This window comes from Bacteroidota bacterium (assembly GCA_026391695.1).
GTDB lineage: Bacteria > Bacteroidota > Bacteroidia > Bacteroidales > JAGONC01 > JAPLDP01.
Genome location: JAPLDP010000066.1, coordinates 32,660 through 51,512, shown reverse-complemented (window position 1 = coordinate 51,512; position 18,853 = coordinate 32,660). Strand labels below are relative to the sequence as shown.

Below are 18,853 nucleotides of genomic sequence, written 5' to 3'. Positions count from 1 at the left end.
TTAATGCAATGTAATCGTGAACGTTCTCCCTTTGATGGTCACTGTTGCCTGATCGTCGCATATGCCGTCGCCATAATCCAGTAACCGCGTCGGTCTTCCTTCAGGGATGATTTCCACTGTGCCACTGACAAAATATCTGCACGATAGCTCTTTACGTAATGGCTTAATGATCGCTTTTGTAAATATCATTCCGGATGGCCTGGTCCCCGTCGCTGTCCCTGTAATAAGGTAGACGTCATCCCTTAATCTGGGTGTGAATTCTCCTTCAATCCATTTTTTGTTTTTATATGTCGTCCAATTCAGCGTACCCTGATTGTTTGCTAAAATGATGCTTCCTTCAACATGTATTGAAAATGTCAGAAAACCACTTTCATTCCGGCCCTCATTTTCAATTACCCTCGTGCAGATGACCTGGTTGTCATTAACGAAATAATTATCTGTTGTGATGGTAATGACAGTACCTGGCTCACGGTAACGGCCTGTGAAACTGACATTTATAATCCCTCGGCGATACCGGCCATCATTACACAGGCAATTTGTATCGCCAAAGTCAATGGTCATGACATGGGGAAAGGCCATCGTATCAATCGTCACAGTAGCGCAGTGACCAAGAATACCATCCCCCTCGGTCGACTTGAATCCTTTGTCAGTACCATATAATCCCTCATCAGCTATGGTATGGATATCTTCAAAAATACCTTCTGCCAGCGCATAATCTTTGGCAGCCGATAGATCGGTATCATCACTTTGATCATTATTCTTTTCACAACCGGTATATAATGTACCGGCTAAAATGAATAAAAGAATTGTACTGAAGAATTTTAAGATTTTCATGTTTTTTTGTTTAAATATTATGGCATTAAGATAAATTTAATCCTATTTGGTTTAATCAATGAGACTCAAATTTTTCAAACGTAGTGCAGAAAAATTTGCAAGTCGAATTAATCCCGACGGCGAAGCAAGTCGGGATCGGTTACAAACTATGCACCTTGCCGCGGCAAAGGGGTCCAACGCTTGCCTTGGATTCATACCCATCATTTAGGATTTGTGAGGGATTGCTCAGTTCCGCTGTAATTGATAAATTTGCAGACTAATTGGTTGAATCCGGTGACAACCGGTTTCCAAATTCATATACTTTGGACTTAAAGGAGCTTATTAAGCTATACAGTCAGGACAGCCGGACATTCCAGATCATTCAGAATCTCATCGCGTCTGGTCAGGCACGCATCTGGCTGAAGGGCATCATCGGTTCACAGCGTGCTATTATCGCGACGTCCCTGTATGAAGCAACATCTTTCAGTTATCTGTTTATCCTTCCTGATAAAGAAGCTGCAGCCTATTTTTATAATGATCTCGAAAATATTTTCAGTGAGTCCACTGCCAGTCTGAATAAAAAACGAGTCCTGTTTTTCCCGTCAAGTTATAAGAAACATTATCAGATGGATAATCCTGACAGCTCTAATGTTCTTATCCGGACTGAAGTTTTGACCCGTTTTATGAATAAAGGCCGAAAAACAATTGTGGTCACTTATCCTGAAGCTTTATGCGAAAAGGTGATTCAGAAAAACCTGTTTCATAAAAATCTCTTCAGAATTCAGATTGGCGACAGGATTTCTCTCGATTTTTTTATAGAATTGCTTATAGAGTATGATTTTGATCGGGTCGATTTTGTTGTGGACCCTGGTCAGTTTTCAGTCCGTGGTGGTATCATCGATGTGTTTTCCTTTTCAAATGAGCTCCCTTACCGCATTGAGTTTTCAGGCGACCTGATCGAATCACTTCGTACCTTTAATCCTGATAACCAGCTATCAGCAGAGAAGCTGACACGCATAACATTGCTTCCCAATACCCAAGACAGGACCAGTGATGAAGAAAGGGAATCGGTTTTTTCATTTATTAATGCACAGACTATTCTTTGGTTTGATGACATTCACTTTACAATTGATAAGATTAATTCTGAATATGAAAAAGCCGGCAGAGTCCTGGCCGGTTCAGAACTTGATAAAATTGACCATAAGGCTTTGGACTCTTTGTTTATGCCTGGCGAAGAGATTAAAAGGCAAATCTTGGAGTTCCCGATCATTGAAACTGGAAAGCATCCCGATGCCATCCATAACCTGATAATAGACTATAACATTGTCCCTCAGCCTTCATTCAATAAAAATTTTGAATTACTCATTCATGACCTTAACGGGAATTCGGTAAATCAGATCAGTAATATCATTACCATCGGTAATCCCAAGCAGTTAGAAAGAATTTATGCGATTTTTGAGGATATTCAGGCGCGGCACCCCGAAATACCGAAGATTGAATTCAGTCCCTTGAATCTGGAATTTCATGAAGGCTTCATCGATAAGGATCTTAAAATTGCCTGTTATACTGACCACCAGATATTTGACCGTTACCAGCGTTTTCATCTGAAAGAGCATTTTAGCACCAAAGAGGCATTGACCCTCAGGGAGATGTATGATCTCAAACCGGGTGACTATGTAACCCATATCGATCACGGTATAGGACGTTTTGACGGATTGGAAAAGATTGATAACAATGGCCGCCAGCAGGAAGCCCTTCGCCTGGTATATGCCAATAACGACCTTCTTTATATCAGCATACACTCTCTTCACCGAATAGCTAAATACGTTGGAAAAGAAGGAACCATCCCAACTTTGAATCGCTTGGGCTCAAATGCATGGGAAAACCTCAAGAACAGAACTAAGAAAAAGGTCAAAGACATTGCTAAAGACTTGATACGTTTATATGCTGAACGTAAATCCTCACCCGGTTTTCAGTTTTCACCGGATACCTATCTTCAAAATGAACTGGAAGCCTCTTTTATTTATGAAGATACTCCTGATCAGATCAAGGCAACACTGGATGTCAAAAAAGATATGGAAGTGGACAATCCGATGGACAGGCTCATTTGTGGCGATGTCGGATTTGGTAAAACTGAAGTAGCCATAAGGTCCGCTTTTAAAGCGGTGGCTGATAGCAAACAGGTCGCCGTTCTGGTGCCTACAACTATTCTGGCATTACAACATTATCATACATTTTCAGAAAGACTGAAAGAATTCCCCTGCCGGGTGGATTATATCAACCGCTTTAAAAGTACTAAAGAACAAAAGCTGACTATGACAGATCTGGCTGATGGAAAAGTGGATATCCTCATCGGTACACATCGGCTTATCAGCAAGGATATTATATTCAAGGATCTAGGTTTGCTGATCATTGACGAAGAGCAGAAATTCGGTGTTGCAGCCAAGGAAAAAATAAAACATCTTAAGGTTAATGTCGACACTTTGACTCTGACAGCTACACCCATACCGCGCACTTTGCAGTTTTCGATGATGGGTGCCCGCGACTTATCCATCATCAATACTCCACCACCTAACAGATTTCCTATACAGACAGAATTGCATTCTTTCAATGAGGATATTATCCGCGACGCGATCAGATACGAGATCTCAAGGGGTGGCCAGGTCTATTTTGTTCATAACAGAGTCCAGAACATTTTGGATGTCGCCAGAATTATCGACCGGCTTATGCCTGGAATCAGAGTTGCCATCGGTCACGGTCAAATGAAAGGCCACGAGCTGGAACAAACTATGCTCGACTTCATCGAAGGATATTATGATGTTCTGGTCGCAACTACAATTATCGAATCGGGACTTGATATTCCCAATGTGAATACAATCATTATTAATGACGCACATAATTATGGCCTGAGCGAACTTCATCAGCTCAGGGGCAGGGTCGGACGGTCGAATAAAAAGGCCTTTTGCTATTTGCTCGCTCCGCCTTTATCAGTTCTGACACCGGAAGCGAGAAAGCGTTTAAAGGCTATTGAAGAATTCTCCGACTTGGGAAGCGGTTTTCAGATCGCTATGCGCGACCTTGATATCAGGGGTGCCGGTAACATACTCGGCGCCGAACAAAGCGGATTTATTTCCGAAATTGGATTTGAAATGTATCAGAAAATCCTTGATGAGGCTATCCGGGAATTGAAAGAAAGTGATTTCAAAGACCTCTATAAGAGTGAAACCCCCACTGAATTTGTCAGAGATTGTGTGGTCGAAACCGATCTCGAGATACTGATACCGGACGATTATGTCAGCAATATGTCAGAACGGCTGAACCTCTATAAGGAATTGGATAATATTGAAACAGAAAAAGAATTGATGAATTTCCAATCCAGGCTTATTGATCGTTTCGGACCAATTCCCCATCAGATTGATGACCTGATTAACACTATCAGGCTGAGATGGTTTGCTAAAGGTATCGGACTGGAAAAGATCGTGTTAAAATCCAACCAAATGATCGGCTACTTTGTCACCAACCAGGAATCAGCGTATTATCAGACAACAACATTCACTGACATTATTAAATTCCTGCAACAAAATCCTGTTAATTGCCGGCTGCAGGAAAAAAATAATAAACTGACGATTCTTTTCAGCAATATTTCGGCTGTCAATGCTGCAAACAGTGCTTTAACCGCACTGGTATCAGAAGCCTGAATCCAAAATAATTCTTAAAAAGTCTTAAATTATTTTTTTTCTCGCTAACAAAAATCTAATTTCGTTAACACAAACTCAAATAAACGTGGCAGATAGTATAGTAATCATACCTACCTATAACGAAAAGGAAAATATTGCAAACATTATCCGCAAGGTTTTTTCCCTTCAAAAAGATTTTGATATCCTGATTGTCGAAGATAATTCACCCGATGGAACGGCCGGAATTGTCAGGCAGCTGATGAACGAATTTACCGGTCGCCTTTTTATAGAAGAGCGCAAGGGAAAGCTGGGGCTTGGAACAGCCTATATTCATGGTTTTAAGTGGGCGTTGAAGAGAGGTTATGCCTTTATTTTTGAAATGGATGCTGATTTCTCGCATAATCCCGATGATCTAGTCAGGTTATACAATGCCTGTGCCATTGAAGGTGCCGACCTGGCCATTGGGTCCAGATATATTAATGGCGTTAATGTAGTGAACTGGCCAATGGGACGTGTGCTCATGTCATATTATGCATCGGCTTACGTACGCCTGATTACACGTATGAAAGTGCGCGATACTACTGCCGGTTTTAAATGTTACACACAACGCGTATTGGAAACTATTAACCTCGATAAAATACAATTCGTCGGCTATGCCTTCCAGATCGAAATGAAATATACCGCCTGGAAGTTAGGATTTACATTGAAGGAAGTACCTATTATCTTCACCGACCGTACCCAGGGTACATCCAAAATGAGTTCCGGTATATTCAAGGAGGCAATTTTTGGCGTCATCAGCCTGCGGCTTATAAATATCAAAAAACGTCATTTGAAGAAGTAAAATGAAGAATTACCATCTTGCCAACGCACAAATAGTCAATGAGGGTGAAATCTTTACAGGTGATCTTATCATTAAGGATGGCTATATTTATGAAGTCATCAGAGGTGGCCGGCCGGCGTCTGGCATGGCTGATATTATTGACTTAAGCGGAAAATTGATATTGCCCGGGGTGATTGATGATCATGTTCATTTCAGGGAACCGGGATTGACCTATAAGGCTGATTTGCTGAGCGAGAGCAGGGCAGCAGTGGCAGGTGGGGTGACATCCTTCATGGATATGCCCAACACCCTTCCACCGGTTCTTACACAGAATATACTGGAAGAAAAATATACTCTTGCGTCGCAAAAATCTTTGGCCAATTATTCATTTTATATGGGATCGTCGAATGATAATCTCGATGATGTGCTCCGTACCGATCCATTAAAAGTATGTGGCATAAAGGTATTTATTGGATCTTCTACCGGTAATTTGTTGCTGGATGATCAGCATACCCTTGAAATGATTTTTTCCCGGTCGCCTCTGCTAATTGCAGTGCATGCTGAAGATGACCGGATTATCAGTGAAAATTTGCGTTTTTTTAAAGAAAAATACAACGATGCACTGAGTCCTGACATGCATCCCCTCATCCGGAACGCCGAATGCTGTTATCAGGCCAGTTTATTGGCAGTAAGTTTGGCACGGGAATATAATACCCGGCTGCATATTTTACATCTGTCAACAGAAAAGGAACTTCAATTACTCGACAAGGATATTCCATTGGATCAGAAAATGATCACCTCTGAAGTGTGCGTGCATTATCTCTGGTTTTCCGACAGAAATTACCGCGAGTATGGCAACCGGATAAAGTGGAATCCGGCCATTAAATCAGAAGATGATAGAAGAGCATTATTCCAGGGTCTTTTTGATAACTCTTTGGATGTCATCGCAACAGATCATTCCCCACATACCCTGGAAGAAAAAAATCGTCCCTATCTTCAGGCTCCCTCTGGTGCGCCCTTTATTCAGCATGCCTTGATAGTTATGCTTGAATTTCATCATCAGGGCAGGATTTCCCTTGAAAGAATTGTTGATATGATGTGTCATCGCCCTGCTGTCTGTTTCACTATTAGGGATAGGGGTTTTATCCGGGAAGGATATAAGGCTGACCTGACGGTTATTGATACAAATTGTGAATGGACTATCGATCATGGCAACCTTCTCTATAAATGCGGCTGGTCGCCACTTGAGGGGACCCGGTTTCATTCAATGATCACCCATACTTTTGTAAATGGACACCTGGTTTATTGTGATGGCAGATTTGATGAGTCATTAAAAGGTGAAAGGCTTCTTTTTTCCAGATAATTATCTCACATAATTGAACTTATATAAATACCGGATATGTTTCGCAAGAGAACAAAAGCAGTACTTTTTTCTGCCATAGCAATCATATTATTGAGCTGTGCTGGCAGGAATGTTAAAAAAGTAGTTGAATCCTATGCAGACGGGACCCTTAAACGCGATTCCTATTATAAAATTGACGGGAATGACAGTATCCTCATAAAAGAAATATCTTATTATCAGAATAAAAATCCTCGCCTTCAGGGTGAGTTTGTGGACGATAGTCTTTATAATGGCCTCTGGACCTTCTGGTACGAGAAAGGACAGAAGTTGTGCGAGGCCAGGTTCGAGAAAGGTAAACGCATTGGTGACTGGAATATCTGGGGATTTGATGGTAAACTACTCGTTGCCGGGGATTATGAACTGAAAGAGACAGGCGATGGATTTCCGGAAACAATAAAATTTTTGAAATCAACACAAAAAGGTGTCGAACTCTCCGGTCAGATCGATTTTTATCCTAACCATAGTATCAAATCAGCCGGTTCTGCAAAAGATAACAAAAAATTTGGGCTATGGACCGCCTGGTTTAACGACGGCTCCAAATGGAGCGAAGGTGAATTCAAATATGATGTCGCTGATGGTATTCACACTGTGTGGTACCAAAATGGACAAAAGTACTATGAAGGGAAATACTTTCTTGGTGAAAAAGTCGGCCCTTGGAAGTTCTGGAATGAGAAAGGTAAATTATTACGCGAGGTAAATTATGAGCGTAAATGACAATTCAATAGAAAACCAGTGAATCTCCAGATCAGATCTTATACTTTTTCAGTTTGACGATGTCTCTTCGCTCTTTCTTTGTCGGACGTCCGGAACCTATATCCCTGTTCTCATAGTTCATTTCCTTCTTTAGTTTTATCCTTTCATACTCAGCTTCCGGTGTCTGGTCTACGGCATTCTCAACAGCAAGTTTTGCCGAAACACGGTTTTTTATTATTCCTCTAACAAGGATGGTTTTGGTAAGAGGCCCCAGTTGTATGACAATGACTTCGTTGACCTTAACATCGTGTGAAGGTTTGACAGGTTGCCCGTTTATCTTAACCTTTCCCGCTCGGCACGCTTCACCTGCCTGATTCCGCGTCTTGAATATCCTGACTGCCCAAAGCCATTTATCTATTCTGACAATTTCTTTCAATGAGGGTAAAATTGACTTTTTATGTTATTTTTGCCTGCAATAGATCTGGATAGGTACACCGGTAAAGGTGAAATGTTCCCTTATTTTATTTTCCAGGAACCGTTTATAAGGTTCCCTGACATATTGCGGAAGATTACAGAAAAACACAAATGAAGGATATTTGGTCTTCAGTTGTGTGATGTATTTGATCTTTACATATTTACCCTTGGTAGCCGGAGGAGGACTGTTTAGAATGATGGGTAGCATTTTTTCATTGAGTAGCGATGTGGAAATTTTTCTTTCCCTGTTTTTAAAGACCTGATGACATAATTCCAGGGTTTTGAAGATACGCTGTTTATTTGGCACGGAAGTGAAGACTATTGGCACATCCGTAAACGGTGCAATAGCCTCGCGTATTTGCTGCTCGAACAGTTTGGTCGAATGAGTGTCTTTCTCGATGAGGTCCCATTTATTTACAACAATTACAACACCTTTATTATTCTTTTCCACAAGGCGGAAGATATTCAGATCCTGGCTTTCGAATCCCTGGGTGGCATCCATCATGAGAATGCAGACATCGCTGCTCTCAATGGAACGTATGGAACGTAAAACCGAAAAAAATTCCACATCCTCATGAACCTTTGTCTTTTTTCTCAGACCGGCAGTGTCGACGAGTGTAAAATGAAATCCAAAGCTGTGGTAACGGATATTGATGGAATCTCTGGTAGTACCGGCAACTGGTGTGACGATGTTACGTTCCTCACCGATAAGGGTATTAATAAGGGAGGACTTACCCACATTCGGCCTGCCGATAACAGCATATCTGGGCAGGTCGCTTGTTTCGTCTTCCTGTGTCTTTATAAATTCCTTTACCACATCATCCAGCAGTTCACCGGTGCCACTCCCGTTGATAGACGACAAGGCATATATCTGCCCCAATCCCAGCTTGTAAAATTCATTGATATCGTTAAGCCGTTCAGTATTGTCAACTTTATTGACCACCAAAAAGACTTTTTTCATTGATCTTCTTAAAAGATCTGCCACATCCTCATCCATGCCTTGCAATCCATCCTTTACATCAACCATGAAAACGATGCAGTCAGCTTCTTCGATAGCGACTTCAACCTGTTTTCTTATTTCTATTTCAAATACATCCTCCGACCCGATTACATATCCACCTGTATCAATGACAGAAAAATCGATTCCATTCCAGTCTGATTTGCCATAATGACGATCGCGTGTGACGCCACTTGATGGATCGACAATGGCCTGCCTGGAACCTGTCAGACGATTGAAAAATGTTGATTTACCAACATTCGGTCTGCCTACTATCGCTAAAATATTACCCACTGATAGTGTTAATTATATGGTGAAATTAAGTACTTCGTAATTATATGAATGAGTTCAGATTTCGTAACCGAATCTTTTCAGCTGCAAGGCATTCTCCCGCCAATCTTTGGTAACTTTTACAAGCAATTCGAGATAGACTTTTTTACCGATGAAATCCTCGATGTCCCTGCGTGCTTCCGTACCGGTTTTCTTGATAGCTTTTCCCTGATGACCAAGTATGATTCCTTTCTGAGATTCCCTTGATATATGGATAGTGGCCATGATATGGACCATCTTTTCCGTTTCCTCATAAGCTTCAATGGTGACTTCTGCACTGTAAGGTACCTCTTTTTGATAATTCAGCAATATTTTTTCCCTGATGATCTCTGATGTGAAGAAGCGGAGTGTTTTATCAGTCAGCTCATCTTTTGGGAAATAGGGGGGACTCTCGGGTAATTTGTCAAGTAGCATGGAAAGAACGGTTTCCAGATTAAAACCGAGCAAGGCAGAAATAGCCACGATGTCGGCATCAGGAAAAACCTGCTGCCAGAAAAGGATTTTTTTGTTGACAGCTTCCTGGTTTGAAAGATCTATTTTATTGATAACCAGTACTACCGGAATCCTGGATTCAGCAAGCCTGTCGATGATCTCCTGGTGAGGATTTTCATCCATGACATCGGTTACATAAAGGAAAACATCGGCATCCACAAGTGCCATATCTATGGCTTTCATCATTGATTCCTGCAATTTGTAATGCGGCGTGATAATACCCGGCGTATCGGAATAGACCAGTTGGAAATCCTCGCCATTAACTATGCCCATGATGCGGTGTCGCGTCGTCTGCGCTTTTGAGGTGATAATTGACAGTTTCTCACCTACAAGAGCATTCATGAGGGTCGATTTACCGACATTCGGATTGCCAAGAATATTTACAAAACCGGATTTATGGGCCATTTTCCTTTTTTATAAAATTATATCTTGCGCATAAAGCAAATAAAATGTAATTTTGCACACTATCAATTATTGGTAAAGGTAATATAATAAACGATATTGCGGGGTGGAGCAGAGGTAGCTCGTTGGGCTCATAACCCAAAGGTCATAGGTTCGAATCCTATCCCCGCTACAACGGAACCCTTGAAGCAACGCTTCAAGGGTTTTTCTTTTTCTGAAGCCACTGCAAACTTGTTTGCAAAGTGGCGAAAGAAAAAGAATAACATCATGCGAACGCAGTGAGCAGGTGTTCCGTTGTTAAGCCCTCCCAGTGAGGATCAACGAAGTTAATCCTATCCCCGCTACTCAATAAACGATAAAAGCCCTGTATTTGCAGGGCTTTTGCTTTTTATGGGTAACAAAATAGTAACAATGAATGCTTTTTTACCTTAAGAGTTATACTTTAATAACATTGAGTTCTTTTAGTTTAACAAAACATTTGTAGATAATAGCAACATCTATGTGCTAATTATTTTTTTACTTTGCTTTTAATAGGCAGTTAAAAAGATCTTTAGAAATATCTGATTTATCTGATATTTGCCCTGTTGATATATATAATTTATATTTTTCTATACCACTTTGCTTTAGTAATGCAATGTCAGCACTTGTTAATCTAATAAATGTGGTTGTATAAAAACTACTACCAGCATAACTATAATCTACTTTCTCATTTGGCTTATTTATTTTTTTCCCATTTTTTAATATTAAGTTTACGCCAGTACCAGTGTATATACCTGATTCTTTTATCCAAATGCTCAAATAATATGCAGTTACACCTTTATTAATAATCTTTGAAAAACTCACAATGCTACCATCATCTGCATCAATGTGGAATTCAAAAGTTTTCTCTCCAGTAAACTCATCTACGGTTTTAGTCACACCGTCACAATTAATGCTTTCGGCTTTTTGAATTAAAGTGTCAGTTGTCTGCGAAAAAGAAAATACAGGAAAGCAGAACAGCATAATAATAAATACATTTTTTCTCATGGTTTCATGATAATATTTTTCTTTTTTGCTCCTCAAATTCCCTTTCTGTAATTGTACCATTATCTTTTAATTTTCTTAATTTTTCAATTTCATCTGCAATACTGACTTTAGCAGGATCAGGACTTGTTGGATTATTAATTTCTTGTTTCTTCTTTTCAATATCAAGCCTTTTTATTTGCTCATCTAATTTTTTGTTTTTGCTGCTGCGGCTTGCAAGCACAATAATTACAATTAACACAATCACTAATAATATCCAAATCATTTTTTTAAAGTTTAATAATTATTAAATAGATGTATAGGCTGTTTAAATCCTATGGTGAAATAATATTTATTTCAAATAATCCTCAAGGCTCTTCAACAATTGATCGCTGAAATTAAATATTTCATCAAGATTCTTTATTTCATATTTAATCTCATTCCGTTTTTCATCAAAAAGTGTGATATATTTTTTTGTAGGACTAAACCTTAACCTGCAAATAGGTTTTTTAATATTATTTGATAATATGTTTATGGCAAAATAATTAAGTGTATCTTTATAAGAAACCCTGTCTGCTGTAACTTTTTGTCGTAGAATAGATTTTACTATATAAAAGCCTTCCAATTCTTCTTGAGTTGTAATAATTTCCTTTTTCTTATCTAATTCTCCTTTGTCTCCACCCTCAACAATTGGTACAGGGGGAGTTTCTTCTTGAGTCTCCTTCTCCATTACAGATTTTAGCCTTTCATTGATTTGGTCACTCAACCATTGTCCTAAAGTTTTTTTTATTATTTCAGTAAATTGACTTAATATCTTTTCAGTCTTAGTTCCATCATAAACTCTACTGGTAAAATATTTAACAAAACCAGAAGATGGGATTTTAAATTCCTCTGAAAGAATATTTTTAATTTCGTTACTATATTTGAGTTCGCTTGCACTATTAAATATTTCATCAATATTGAAGTATGGTTTGCTAAATTTTTTCAACTCCGCTACCGTTTGATCTTTTAAGTTTAAAAAATCAACTTCAAGGAAAGGTTTTTCATCTAATTTATTCACCTCCACTAAGTCAGTATAAAATTTATAATTTATACCATTTGTCAGAATTGCAAATTTCGCCTTTGTAGTTTGAAAATATCTAATTAATTGAGTGTCATGGCTTTCAAGTTTATCGGTAACCGTTTTACACTCTATTAGAATTATGGGTCGATTGTTTAGAAGTATTGCATAATCAACCTTTTCTCCTTTCTTAAATCCAACATCTGCGGTAAATTCCGGTACTACCTCTGTAGGATTAAAAACATCATAACCCAGAGTTTGAATGAAAGGCAGTACTAATGTCTGCTTAGTTGCTTCCTCAGTTGTAAGCTGGTCTTTTAACTTAATTACTCTGTCTTGCAGAATTTTTATTTGATCCTTAAAGTCCATAGTATTATTTATTTATTATCCCAAAGTTAATGAAATAGATTTGCATGGACAATATAGTAACATTAAAAACTAAAACTGAAAAATTCCAGTCATTTTTATTATGGTCTTGCTAATTGCTTACTACCTCCTTCCACCCTTCTAAATGTGGCCTATTATTAAAATCAAACCAAGCAAACCACAACTCATTAGTCTGTGATTCAGTAAGCTTTCCAAAAGGTTTTTCAGTTAAAAATATTTTATCACCGTTGTCATGAGTGGCCAAGTATTCAGTATCATCAATTCCTATTAGTTTTACTTCAACTACTAAACCTGCTAAACCTCGACCCCATCCATTTAGCCCAAAATCTACCTTAATTGTTCTGCCGACCCAAGCCTTCGATGGTGGCCCGGGCAACGGTCTGTAACGGGCTTCCTTGGCTATACGAATCGAGTCCTCCTTCGCCCTATAAACCTTAAATATACTATCCGACGCTGCTCTGTTCGCAGCTATCCTTGCCTTTTTTTCTTCTGATGAACAACAAGAAAGTATTATAGCTAAAAAAACTAAACTACATAGGGATAACACTTTGTGATTCATAATTACCTCCAATAATTAGATTTTTAAATTTAATGACGTGAAGTTACAAATTATAGATAGAAAAGGCAAATAATCTAATATTAATTGCATATCTGAAAGATAAATCAATCACCAAAATACAATCTGACCACCTCATCTGTAATGAATGTGACTATTGATACTACCTTAATGCTTCTTGGATTGATTTTGGAAGGATCATCCATCTCATCCTTTCATAATAGTGTTCTCTGGCCTCTAATCTCTCTATTCTCTGCATGACTCTGATTTTTTTGCTCCTGTAATGGCTTTTTCTTTTTTCACAAAACTGCAAGCTTGCTTGCTAGGATGAAGGGAAAAAGAAAAAGACAAAGCGAACGTAGTGAGCAAAGGGTTTTGTTGTCAAGCTCTCCCGAGAAGGATCAACTAGATAATGAAATGGATTTGAATTATTCTATTATAATTACGGCTTTATAGACCAAGAATATATTCTATTGAATAGGACTTGTTCTTTTGGAGATTTTTTTCCAATAACATCGGTGTGAGATTGATTTTCATTAATGGGTGTATGCTTAACAACCTGACTTTCAATACTTCGAACATCCTCTACTTTCATATTTATTACTCCATAGTTCTCTGGGTTTTTATAATAGTATGCAGCTCTTTTCTTGGTTAATTCTGGTGTTGAGTATTTAGACCAATCCGTTGACATACCGGCGCCATGATTTTTAAAAACCAATCCCAAAGCTAAGATACCGTTAATGTTATGATTCTTATGTACTCTTTGATAGAGGAAATCAGTATTTGGAATTTCCTCTATTAGGTACTTATGTTCTGAATTCATGATTAACTTTGTAAAAGTGATAAAAAGATGCCTTGGTTGTAAGAGTTTAATGGGAATTCGCCTTCAATCTTGGAATCTTTTTTGTTATCACCATAAAATCTTGCAACATTATTAGGGTATGCGGGTATGTTGATTAGAAGATCGTATTCCATTTTACTCCAGAAAAGATCAATACTTCCTTCATTACTGGGTAAAATATTGGGAGTATCAATTATTACGCCTCTTTCATCCCAAATCCATTGTGCGTAACGTTTAAAAAAATTAATTGCATTTACATATGTTTTTTCAGAATACCCTTTACTATCTTCATCATCCCAATTATCTTTTAATTCAAGGATGAATTTAGAACTCTGAATTTTTTCTATCAATTCATGAAATATGGTTTTAACTTCAATAGAAGTCTTTTTTGTTATGGCTACTTTGATAGTGCCAGACTTTTTTGTCCATAAATGAATATAATCATCTATTTCCTCTGTATTTCTCCACTCTTTATTTATTTTATAATTACATGAGTGTTTTCGATTGCATGAAGCACCTGTAAGATACGAAGTAGGACTTAAAAGTTCTCGTTCTTTTATTAATAATGCTGGCATGGTGTTAATCTATAGTGTGTTATTCTTTTGAAGTATCCAAGAAAGAAATTTTTTCAGCAAAATAAGTCCTGATTGCTTTTTCTTTTTTTTCAGCTCTTATGACCCGTTCCTTAAGTTCACGTAAGTCATCACTGTCTAATGCAATAAAAATCTCCTCGTGAGTTGATTGCCCTTTGTGATACTCTATCCTTAAATTATGAACAATAACCCCCATGTCAATATTTTCCTCTAAATCGTCAGTAAAGACAGGTCTGATATCGGTGATAATTCTTGATTCGACATAAGTTTTTTCATATTCCATCAGAAGACTAAATGCCTTACAAGTTAATCCGATTGTTTTCAGTGAAAGAAGTTGAATAAAATTATTAATAAAATTTTCATTGGGCTTCGGGGTAATATCTTCAGCTTCATTCAGTGCACTCTGTATATTAATAACTATTTCTGATAATGGTTTTGTCTCACTTTCTTTTAACGTATAAAGGCTTAATAATACTTTCACTATATATGAAGGATCATCTTTGGAAAAGACTTTTTTCTTCGAGATATATTCGGTAATCTCTGAAGGTAATAAACCTTTAGGAATTTTAGCTAACTCAGAAATCAAAGAATCAATTTTCTTTTGTGGAGATTTTAACAGTATTGTAAATCCTTTTTTAACGTCATCTGGTATTCTATATGATGTCATTTCTCTATTTTTTTTAAAGTAATCCTTTTACATTTTGTATAGGTTGAATGGAAGTAAGTATCTTATACAAAGAACCCTTTTTCTTTGCTCAATGAAACGAGTTCTACTGTTAAGGTCAAATTTAAACAAAATTTTTAATCAACCAACTTTTTTTTTGTTTGATTGATTTTGATCATTTGGACTCTATAACAGATTTTCAAAGTTTTTAGTATTTAGAATCTCAATATAATCAACTACTTTTGCAATATCGTGAATCAAAACGTAGTTAATTCTATCCCCGCTACAACAAAGCCCTGGTGTGAAACCACAGGGCTTTTTCTTTTTTCACGAAGCTGGATTACATAAAACCTATTTCTTGTATTTAGCCATCAGATCTTTATATCCCTGGGAATTCCTGATATTGTCAAATTCTTTTTCATTAGTGATCCTGTATTCCATATAATTTGCCTTTTGCAGGGTCAGCTCAAGATACGTTAACGCCTCTTGCTCCTGATTCATCAATGAATATAGACATGCCATAGCGTAATAATTTTCGGCATCATCCGGTTTTAATTCTATGGCTTTATTCAAATCTTTAATCGCCAGTTCATAATTTCCGGTATGTAAAAAAGAATCACCCCTGCAATAGTAGAATAAGAGTCTGCAATCTGTGGTTTGAGTTCCAGGGCTTTATTAAAATCTGTAAGTGCGATATTCTAATTCTCCTTATATCTATTGACTTGTCCGCGGCTGTAATAAGGAACTGCACTGTCGGGCTGAATTTCAATGGCTTTGTTGAAATCATTGATGGCCAGATCAAGGTCGCCCAAATTCATGTTGGCACCGCCACGATAAAGATAGGCTTCATAATAGTCAGGTGTACTCGTAATAGCAACTGTGAAAAATCTGACAGCCTCCTGATAGTTCTCCTTCTTATAAAAATCTAAACCATTATTAAAATAGCTTTGACTGTAATGGTTCTGTGAAAACAAATGTATGCTTGCGAAAATGAAAACTGTAAATAAAAAGTTGTGCCTCATATATTTCAGATTAACACTCTAAATTAGTGAAAATTCAGTAATAAAACTATTCTTTCAGCGATCCTTTTTTACAATGAGTGAAAAATATCAGCGTAAATGAATTTTCATCATCAGCCTTCAACAAGCTATCATTTGCCGACTGAAGACTGCCGACTGCCTACTGTACACTGGAAAATAGTAATTGTATTCGTTGTACTCTTTCAACCTGCTTCATTCATCCTTTGAAGGAGTGACTTGGGATTCCGAACGGAGTTCAAATTTTTTCTCTCCGATCAGTTCGTCATAAAGGTATATCCTTAAGAGGTATTCTCCTGGTTGTCGTTTATCGGGAGAGATCGAGATGGAACTATTTATCGTCGAAGAAGAATCACCGGGGGAAAGATCGACCTGTTTCCGATAAAAAGACCTGCCATTAGGTCCGATCCAGTCGAGAAGTAAAATCAGTTCCCGGTCGCCATAGACACGACGATTCACCAAGTCTATAAAAGCGCGAATCTTCTCTTTTTCCTTGATTGTGAATACTGAATCCACTCCAGTTCGCTTACCTGTTTCTTTATCTACATTTCTGCAGAGTATAATCCTTGCCTGGATTCCTTCAACATGAGAAGGAGTGACTTGGGATTCCGGACGGAGTTCAAATTTTTTTTCCGCAATTAGTTCGTCAAAAAGGTATATCTTGAAGAAGTATTCTCCTGGTTGTCGTTTATTGGGAGAGATAGAGATGGAACTATTTATCGTCGAAGAGGAATCACCGGGGGAAAGATTGATCCCCTTCTGGTAAAAAGACGTGCCGCTCGTATCAATCCAGTCGATGTGGAACATCAGTTCCCTGTCGCTGTGCACGAAACGATTCTCAAAGTCTACGAAAGCATAAATACTCTCTTTTTCCCGGATTGTGAAAACCGAATCCACTCTAATTCGCCTACCTGTTTTTTTATCTACATTTCTGCAAAGTATAATCTTTGCATTGATTTCTTCAACCTGAGAAGGAGTGACCTGGGATTCCGGACGGAGTTCAAATTTCTTCTCTGCAATTAGTTCCCGGAAAAGGTATACCCGTAAGAGGTATTCTCCTGGTTGTCGTTTATCGGGAGAGATCGAGATGGAACTATTTAGCGTCGTTGTCGTATCGTCGGGAGAAAGATCGATCCGCTTTCGGTAAAATGACCTGCCGCTCGTATCAATCCAGTCGAGGTGGAACATCAGTGTACGGACACCGTGTACAAAACAATTCTCTAAGTCTACGAAAGCATAGATACTCTCTTTTTCCTTGATAGTGAAAACCGTTCCTGCATCAATTCGATTGCCGGTCTTCTTGCTTATCTTCCTGCATAGTGTGATCTTTGCTGAGATGCCATCGGCTTTTTTTGCAGGATAGACAATGGTCGAATCCGCAACCGTAACGGGCACATCAATACGACTCGAACATCCTGTCACTACTAGCAGCAGGAAGGTTATCAGGAACATTGTTGACGTAAATAGTTTCATCTTTTTTATTCCCATTCCACTCCTCCGTCATATCATTCGGATGATAAAATTCTTACTCCGGCTTTTTACACCATAAAACCATTTGCAGAGTGGGAGCATCACCACCAGCATAACAGCCAATCCGATCAGTGAAGCAAGTACACCACCCTCGCGGTAAAAAAGTCCCAAACGTTTCACAAATACCCCCATAATTGCAATGTGCATACAGTAGAAAAAGAGTGGCACCTTACCCGGGATGCTGAAAACCACCAGGAGTTTCGGAGCCACTTTACCTAACGCGATGAATCCACTAATCCCAAAAACCACCAACGCGAAGAACCAGAGGTTCAGGTAGAGGCTTGGCGGATACTTCTGGTCGAAAAAAAATGAATAGGAACCGAAGTCGGAAAAAGGAAATATATTGCCGTATCCGCGAGCCATCCGCACCACTATCGCCATGAGTAACACTACAGCCGCAATTCCGATACTCCAATAAATTCGCTTTTTATCTGTCTTCCAGACGAGGAGCCATCCGGTCGCCATAACAGATCCTAACGTAGCCAGGGCAAACCAGGGCAAAACCGGGTATTTGTTAAATTCACCTGCATCGATGAATGTTTGCATCAGAACCCGGGCCCAGGTGACTTCCGGATCGTAGGGAATCTTGAGCAGAAGCGGGTGGATAACTAAGATGATAAGCCCAATGAAGAGTTGCAGTTGCCAACGCAATTTTACAATCAGAGTCAGTAGAATCATGGAAATGCCGATGCAGGCAATGATCCCAATATGCCCGGGCTTAAATTCGCTGAAACCACCCCATGATGAGTTCACCCATGTTATCTGCACAATAATGAGAAAAAGACCTCGCTGGATTAGCTGCCAGCGGGCGGTCCAGTCTGGAGTTCCCTTTTTAATCCGCTGGTGATAAGACCACCAGACCATTGCCCCGGAAATCATCAGAAAACCGGGGGCGCAAAGATATCCCACATATCGGAGGGCGAATTGGCCCCAAGTGTCGAAGAGTGGGTCAAGCGGGTCGATTTGTTCCCAAATCGAATTGAAGTAGTAGGAACTATGGTCGACAAGCATGAGGATGACAACCAAACCGCGAAACTGGTCGATAAACTGAAAGCGCTGCTTTTCTTCAAGTGGTTTGCTCAT

The 18,853-nt window shown here is 38.8% G+C and carries 18 protein-coding genes, 1 tRNA gene and 1 pseudogene; 5 read left to right on the top strand and 15 right to left on the bottom strand.

Features of this window, described 5'->3' with window-relative positions; all coding sequences use genetic code 11:
• Entirely contained in the window at nucleotides 1–834 is an 834-nt protein-coding gene (locus NT175_08750) for a hypothetical protein (protein ID MCX6234797.1), read from the bottom strand.
• Nucleotides 835–1,136: 302 nt separating this feature from the next.
• Between NT175_08750 and mfd the strand changes: the two genes are divergently transcribed.
• The 4 genes from mfd (at nucleotide 1,137) to NT175_08730 (ending at nucleotide 7,426) form a co-directional block, all read left to right on the top strand.
• Nucleotides 1,137–4,511 carry a transcription-repair coupling factor gene (mfd, locus tag NT175_08745; protein MCX6234796.1) on the top strand — a complete coding sequence of 1,125 codons (3,375 nt, stop codon included), beginning with the start codon at nucleotides 1,137–1,139 and terminating at the stop codon, nucleotides 4,509–4,511.
• A 79-nt stretch (nucleotides 4,512–4,590) separates the two neighbouring features.
• Nucleotides 4,591–5,331 (top strand): polyprenol monophosphomannose synthase, encoded by a 741-nt coding sequence (locus NT175_08740; protein ID MCX6234795.1) that lies wholly within the window; start codon nucleotides 4,591–4,593, stop codon nucleotides 5,329–5,331.
• Between the two features lies 1 nt (nucleotide 5,332).
• A complete protein-coding gene (locus NT175_08735) occupies nucleotides 5,333–6,673 on the top strand; it encodes a dihydroorotase (GenBank protein MCX6234794.1) in 1,341 nt (446 codons plus the stop codon).
• A 36-nt stretch (nucleotides 6,674–6,709) separates the two neighbouring features.
• Nucleotides 6,710–7,426 carry a hypothetical protein gene (locus NT175_08730; protein ID MCX6234793.1) on the top strand — a complete coding sequence of 239 codons (717 nt, stop codon included), beginning with the start codon at nucleotides 6,710–6,712 and terminating at the stop codon, nucleotides 7,424–7,426.
• A gap of 31 nt (nucleotides 7,427–7,457) precedes the next feature.
• On the opposite strand, the gene NT175_08725 is transcribed toward NT175_08730, so the two are convergent.
• Genes NT175_08725 through era form a run of 3 tightly spaced genes read right to left on the bottom strand, consistent with a single transcriptional unit; the run spans nucleotide 7,458 to nucleotide 10,103 of the window.
• Nucleotides 7,458–7,841, bottom strand: coding sequence for a S4 domain-containing protein (locus tag NT175_08725; GenBank protein ID MCX6234792.1), 384 nt, complete (start codon nucleotides 7,839–7,841; stop codon nucleotides 7,458–7,460).
• Nucleotides 7,842–7,865: 24 nt separating this feature from the next.
• Entirely contained in the window at nucleotides 7,866–9,170 is a 1,305-nt protein-coding gene (gene der, locus NT175_08720) for a ribosome biogenesis GTPase Der (GenBank protein MCX6234791.1), read from the bottom strand.
• A gap of 54 nt (nucleotides 9,171–9,224) precedes the next feature.
• Entirely contained in the window at nucleotides 9,225–10,103 is an 879-nt protein-coding gene (gene era, locus NT175_08715) for a GTPase Era (protein ID MCX6234790.1), read from the bottom strand.
• A gap of 97 nt (nucleotides 10,104–10,200) precedes the next feature.
• Between era and NT175_08710 the strand changes: the two genes are divergently transcribed.
• Nucleotides 10,201–10,272 (top strand) — tRNA-Met (locus tag NT175_08710).
• A gap of 344 nt (nucleotides 10,273–10,616) precedes the next feature.
• Here NT175_08710 and NT175_08705 read toward each other — a convergent pair.
• The 11 genes and pseudogenes from NT175_08705 to NT175_08655 form a co-directional block, all read right to left on the bottom strand.
• Nucleotides 10,617–11,126 carry a hypothetical protein gene (locus tag NT175_08705; GenBank protein ID MCX6234789.1) on the bottom strand — a complete coding sequence of 170 codons (510 nt, stop codon included), beginning with the start codon at nucleotides 11,124–11,126 and terminating at the stop codon, nucleotides 10,617–10,619.
• A gap of 4 nt (nucleotides 11,127–11,130) precedes the next feature.
• On the bottom strand, nucleotides 11,131–11,388 hold the full coding sequence (locus NT175_08700) for an SHOCT domain-containing protein (GenBank protein MCX6234788.1): 258 nt from the start codon (nucleotides 11,386–11,388) through the stop codon (nucleotides 11,131–11,133).
• Nucleotides 11,389–11,454: 66 nt separating this feature from the next.
• Entirely contained in the window at nucleotides 11,455–12,531 is a 1,077-nt protein-coding gene (locus NT175_08695) for a type I restriction enzyme HsdR N-terminal domain-containing protein (protein ID MCX6234787.1), read from the bottom strand.
• A 109-nt stretch (nucleotides 12,532–12,640) separates the two neighbouring features.
• Nucleotides 12,641–13,108: a hypothetical protein gene (locus NT175_08690; GenBank protein ID MCX6234786.1), complete on the bottom strand. Its 468-nt coding sequence runs from the start codon at nucleotides 13,106–13,108 to the stop codon at nucleotides 12,641–12,643.
• A 439-nt stretch (nucleotides 13,109–13,547) separates the two neighbouring features.
• A complete protein-coding gene (locus NT175_08685) occupies nucleotides 13,548–13,928 on the bottom strand; it encodes a hypothetical protein (protein ID MCX6234785.1) in 381 nt (126 codons plus the stop codon).
• Nucleotides 13,929–13,930: 2 nt separating this feature from the next.
• Nucleotides 13,931–14,521: a hypothetical protein gene (locus tag NT175_08680; GenBank protein MCX6234784.1), complete on the bottom strand. Its 591-nt coding sequence runs from the start codon at nucleotides 14,519–14,521 to the stop codon at nucleotides 13,931–13,933.
• A gap of 19 nt (nucleotides 14,522–14,540) precedes the next feature.
• Nucleotides 14,541–15,206, bottom strand: coding sequence for a hypothetical protein (locus NT175_08675; protein ID MCX6234783.1), 666 nt, complete (start codon nucleotides 15,204–15,206; stop codon nucleotides 14,541–14,543).
• A gap of 348 nt (nucleotides 15,207–15,554) precedes the next feature.
• A pseudogene (locus NT175_08670) lies at nucleotides 15,555–15,827 on the bottom strand (tetratricopeptide repeat protein).
• Between the two features lie 74 nt (nucleotides 15,828–15,901).
• Entirely contained in the window at nucleotides 15,902–16,225 is a 324-nt protein-coding gene (locus tag NT175_08665) for a tetratricopeptide repeat protein (protein MCX6234782.1), read from the bottom strand.
• Between the two features lie 210 nt (nucleotides 16,226–16,435).
• Nucleotides 16,436–17,713 carry a hypothetical protein gene (locus NT175_08660; protein MCX6234781.1) on the bottom strand — a complete coding sequence of 426 codons (1,278 nt, stop codon included), beginning with the start codon at nucleotides 17,711–17,713 and terminating at the stop codon, nucleotides 16,436–16,438.
• Nucleotides 17,714–17,740: 27 nt separating this feature from the next.
• Nucleotides 17,741–18,853 carry a heparan-alpha-glucosaminide N-acetyltransferase domain-containing protein gene (locus NT175_08655; GenBank protein MCX6234780.1) on the bottom strand — a complete coding sequence of 371 codons (1,113 nt, stop codon included), beginning with the start codon at nucleotides 18,851–18,853 and terminating at the stop codon, nucleotides 17,741–17,743.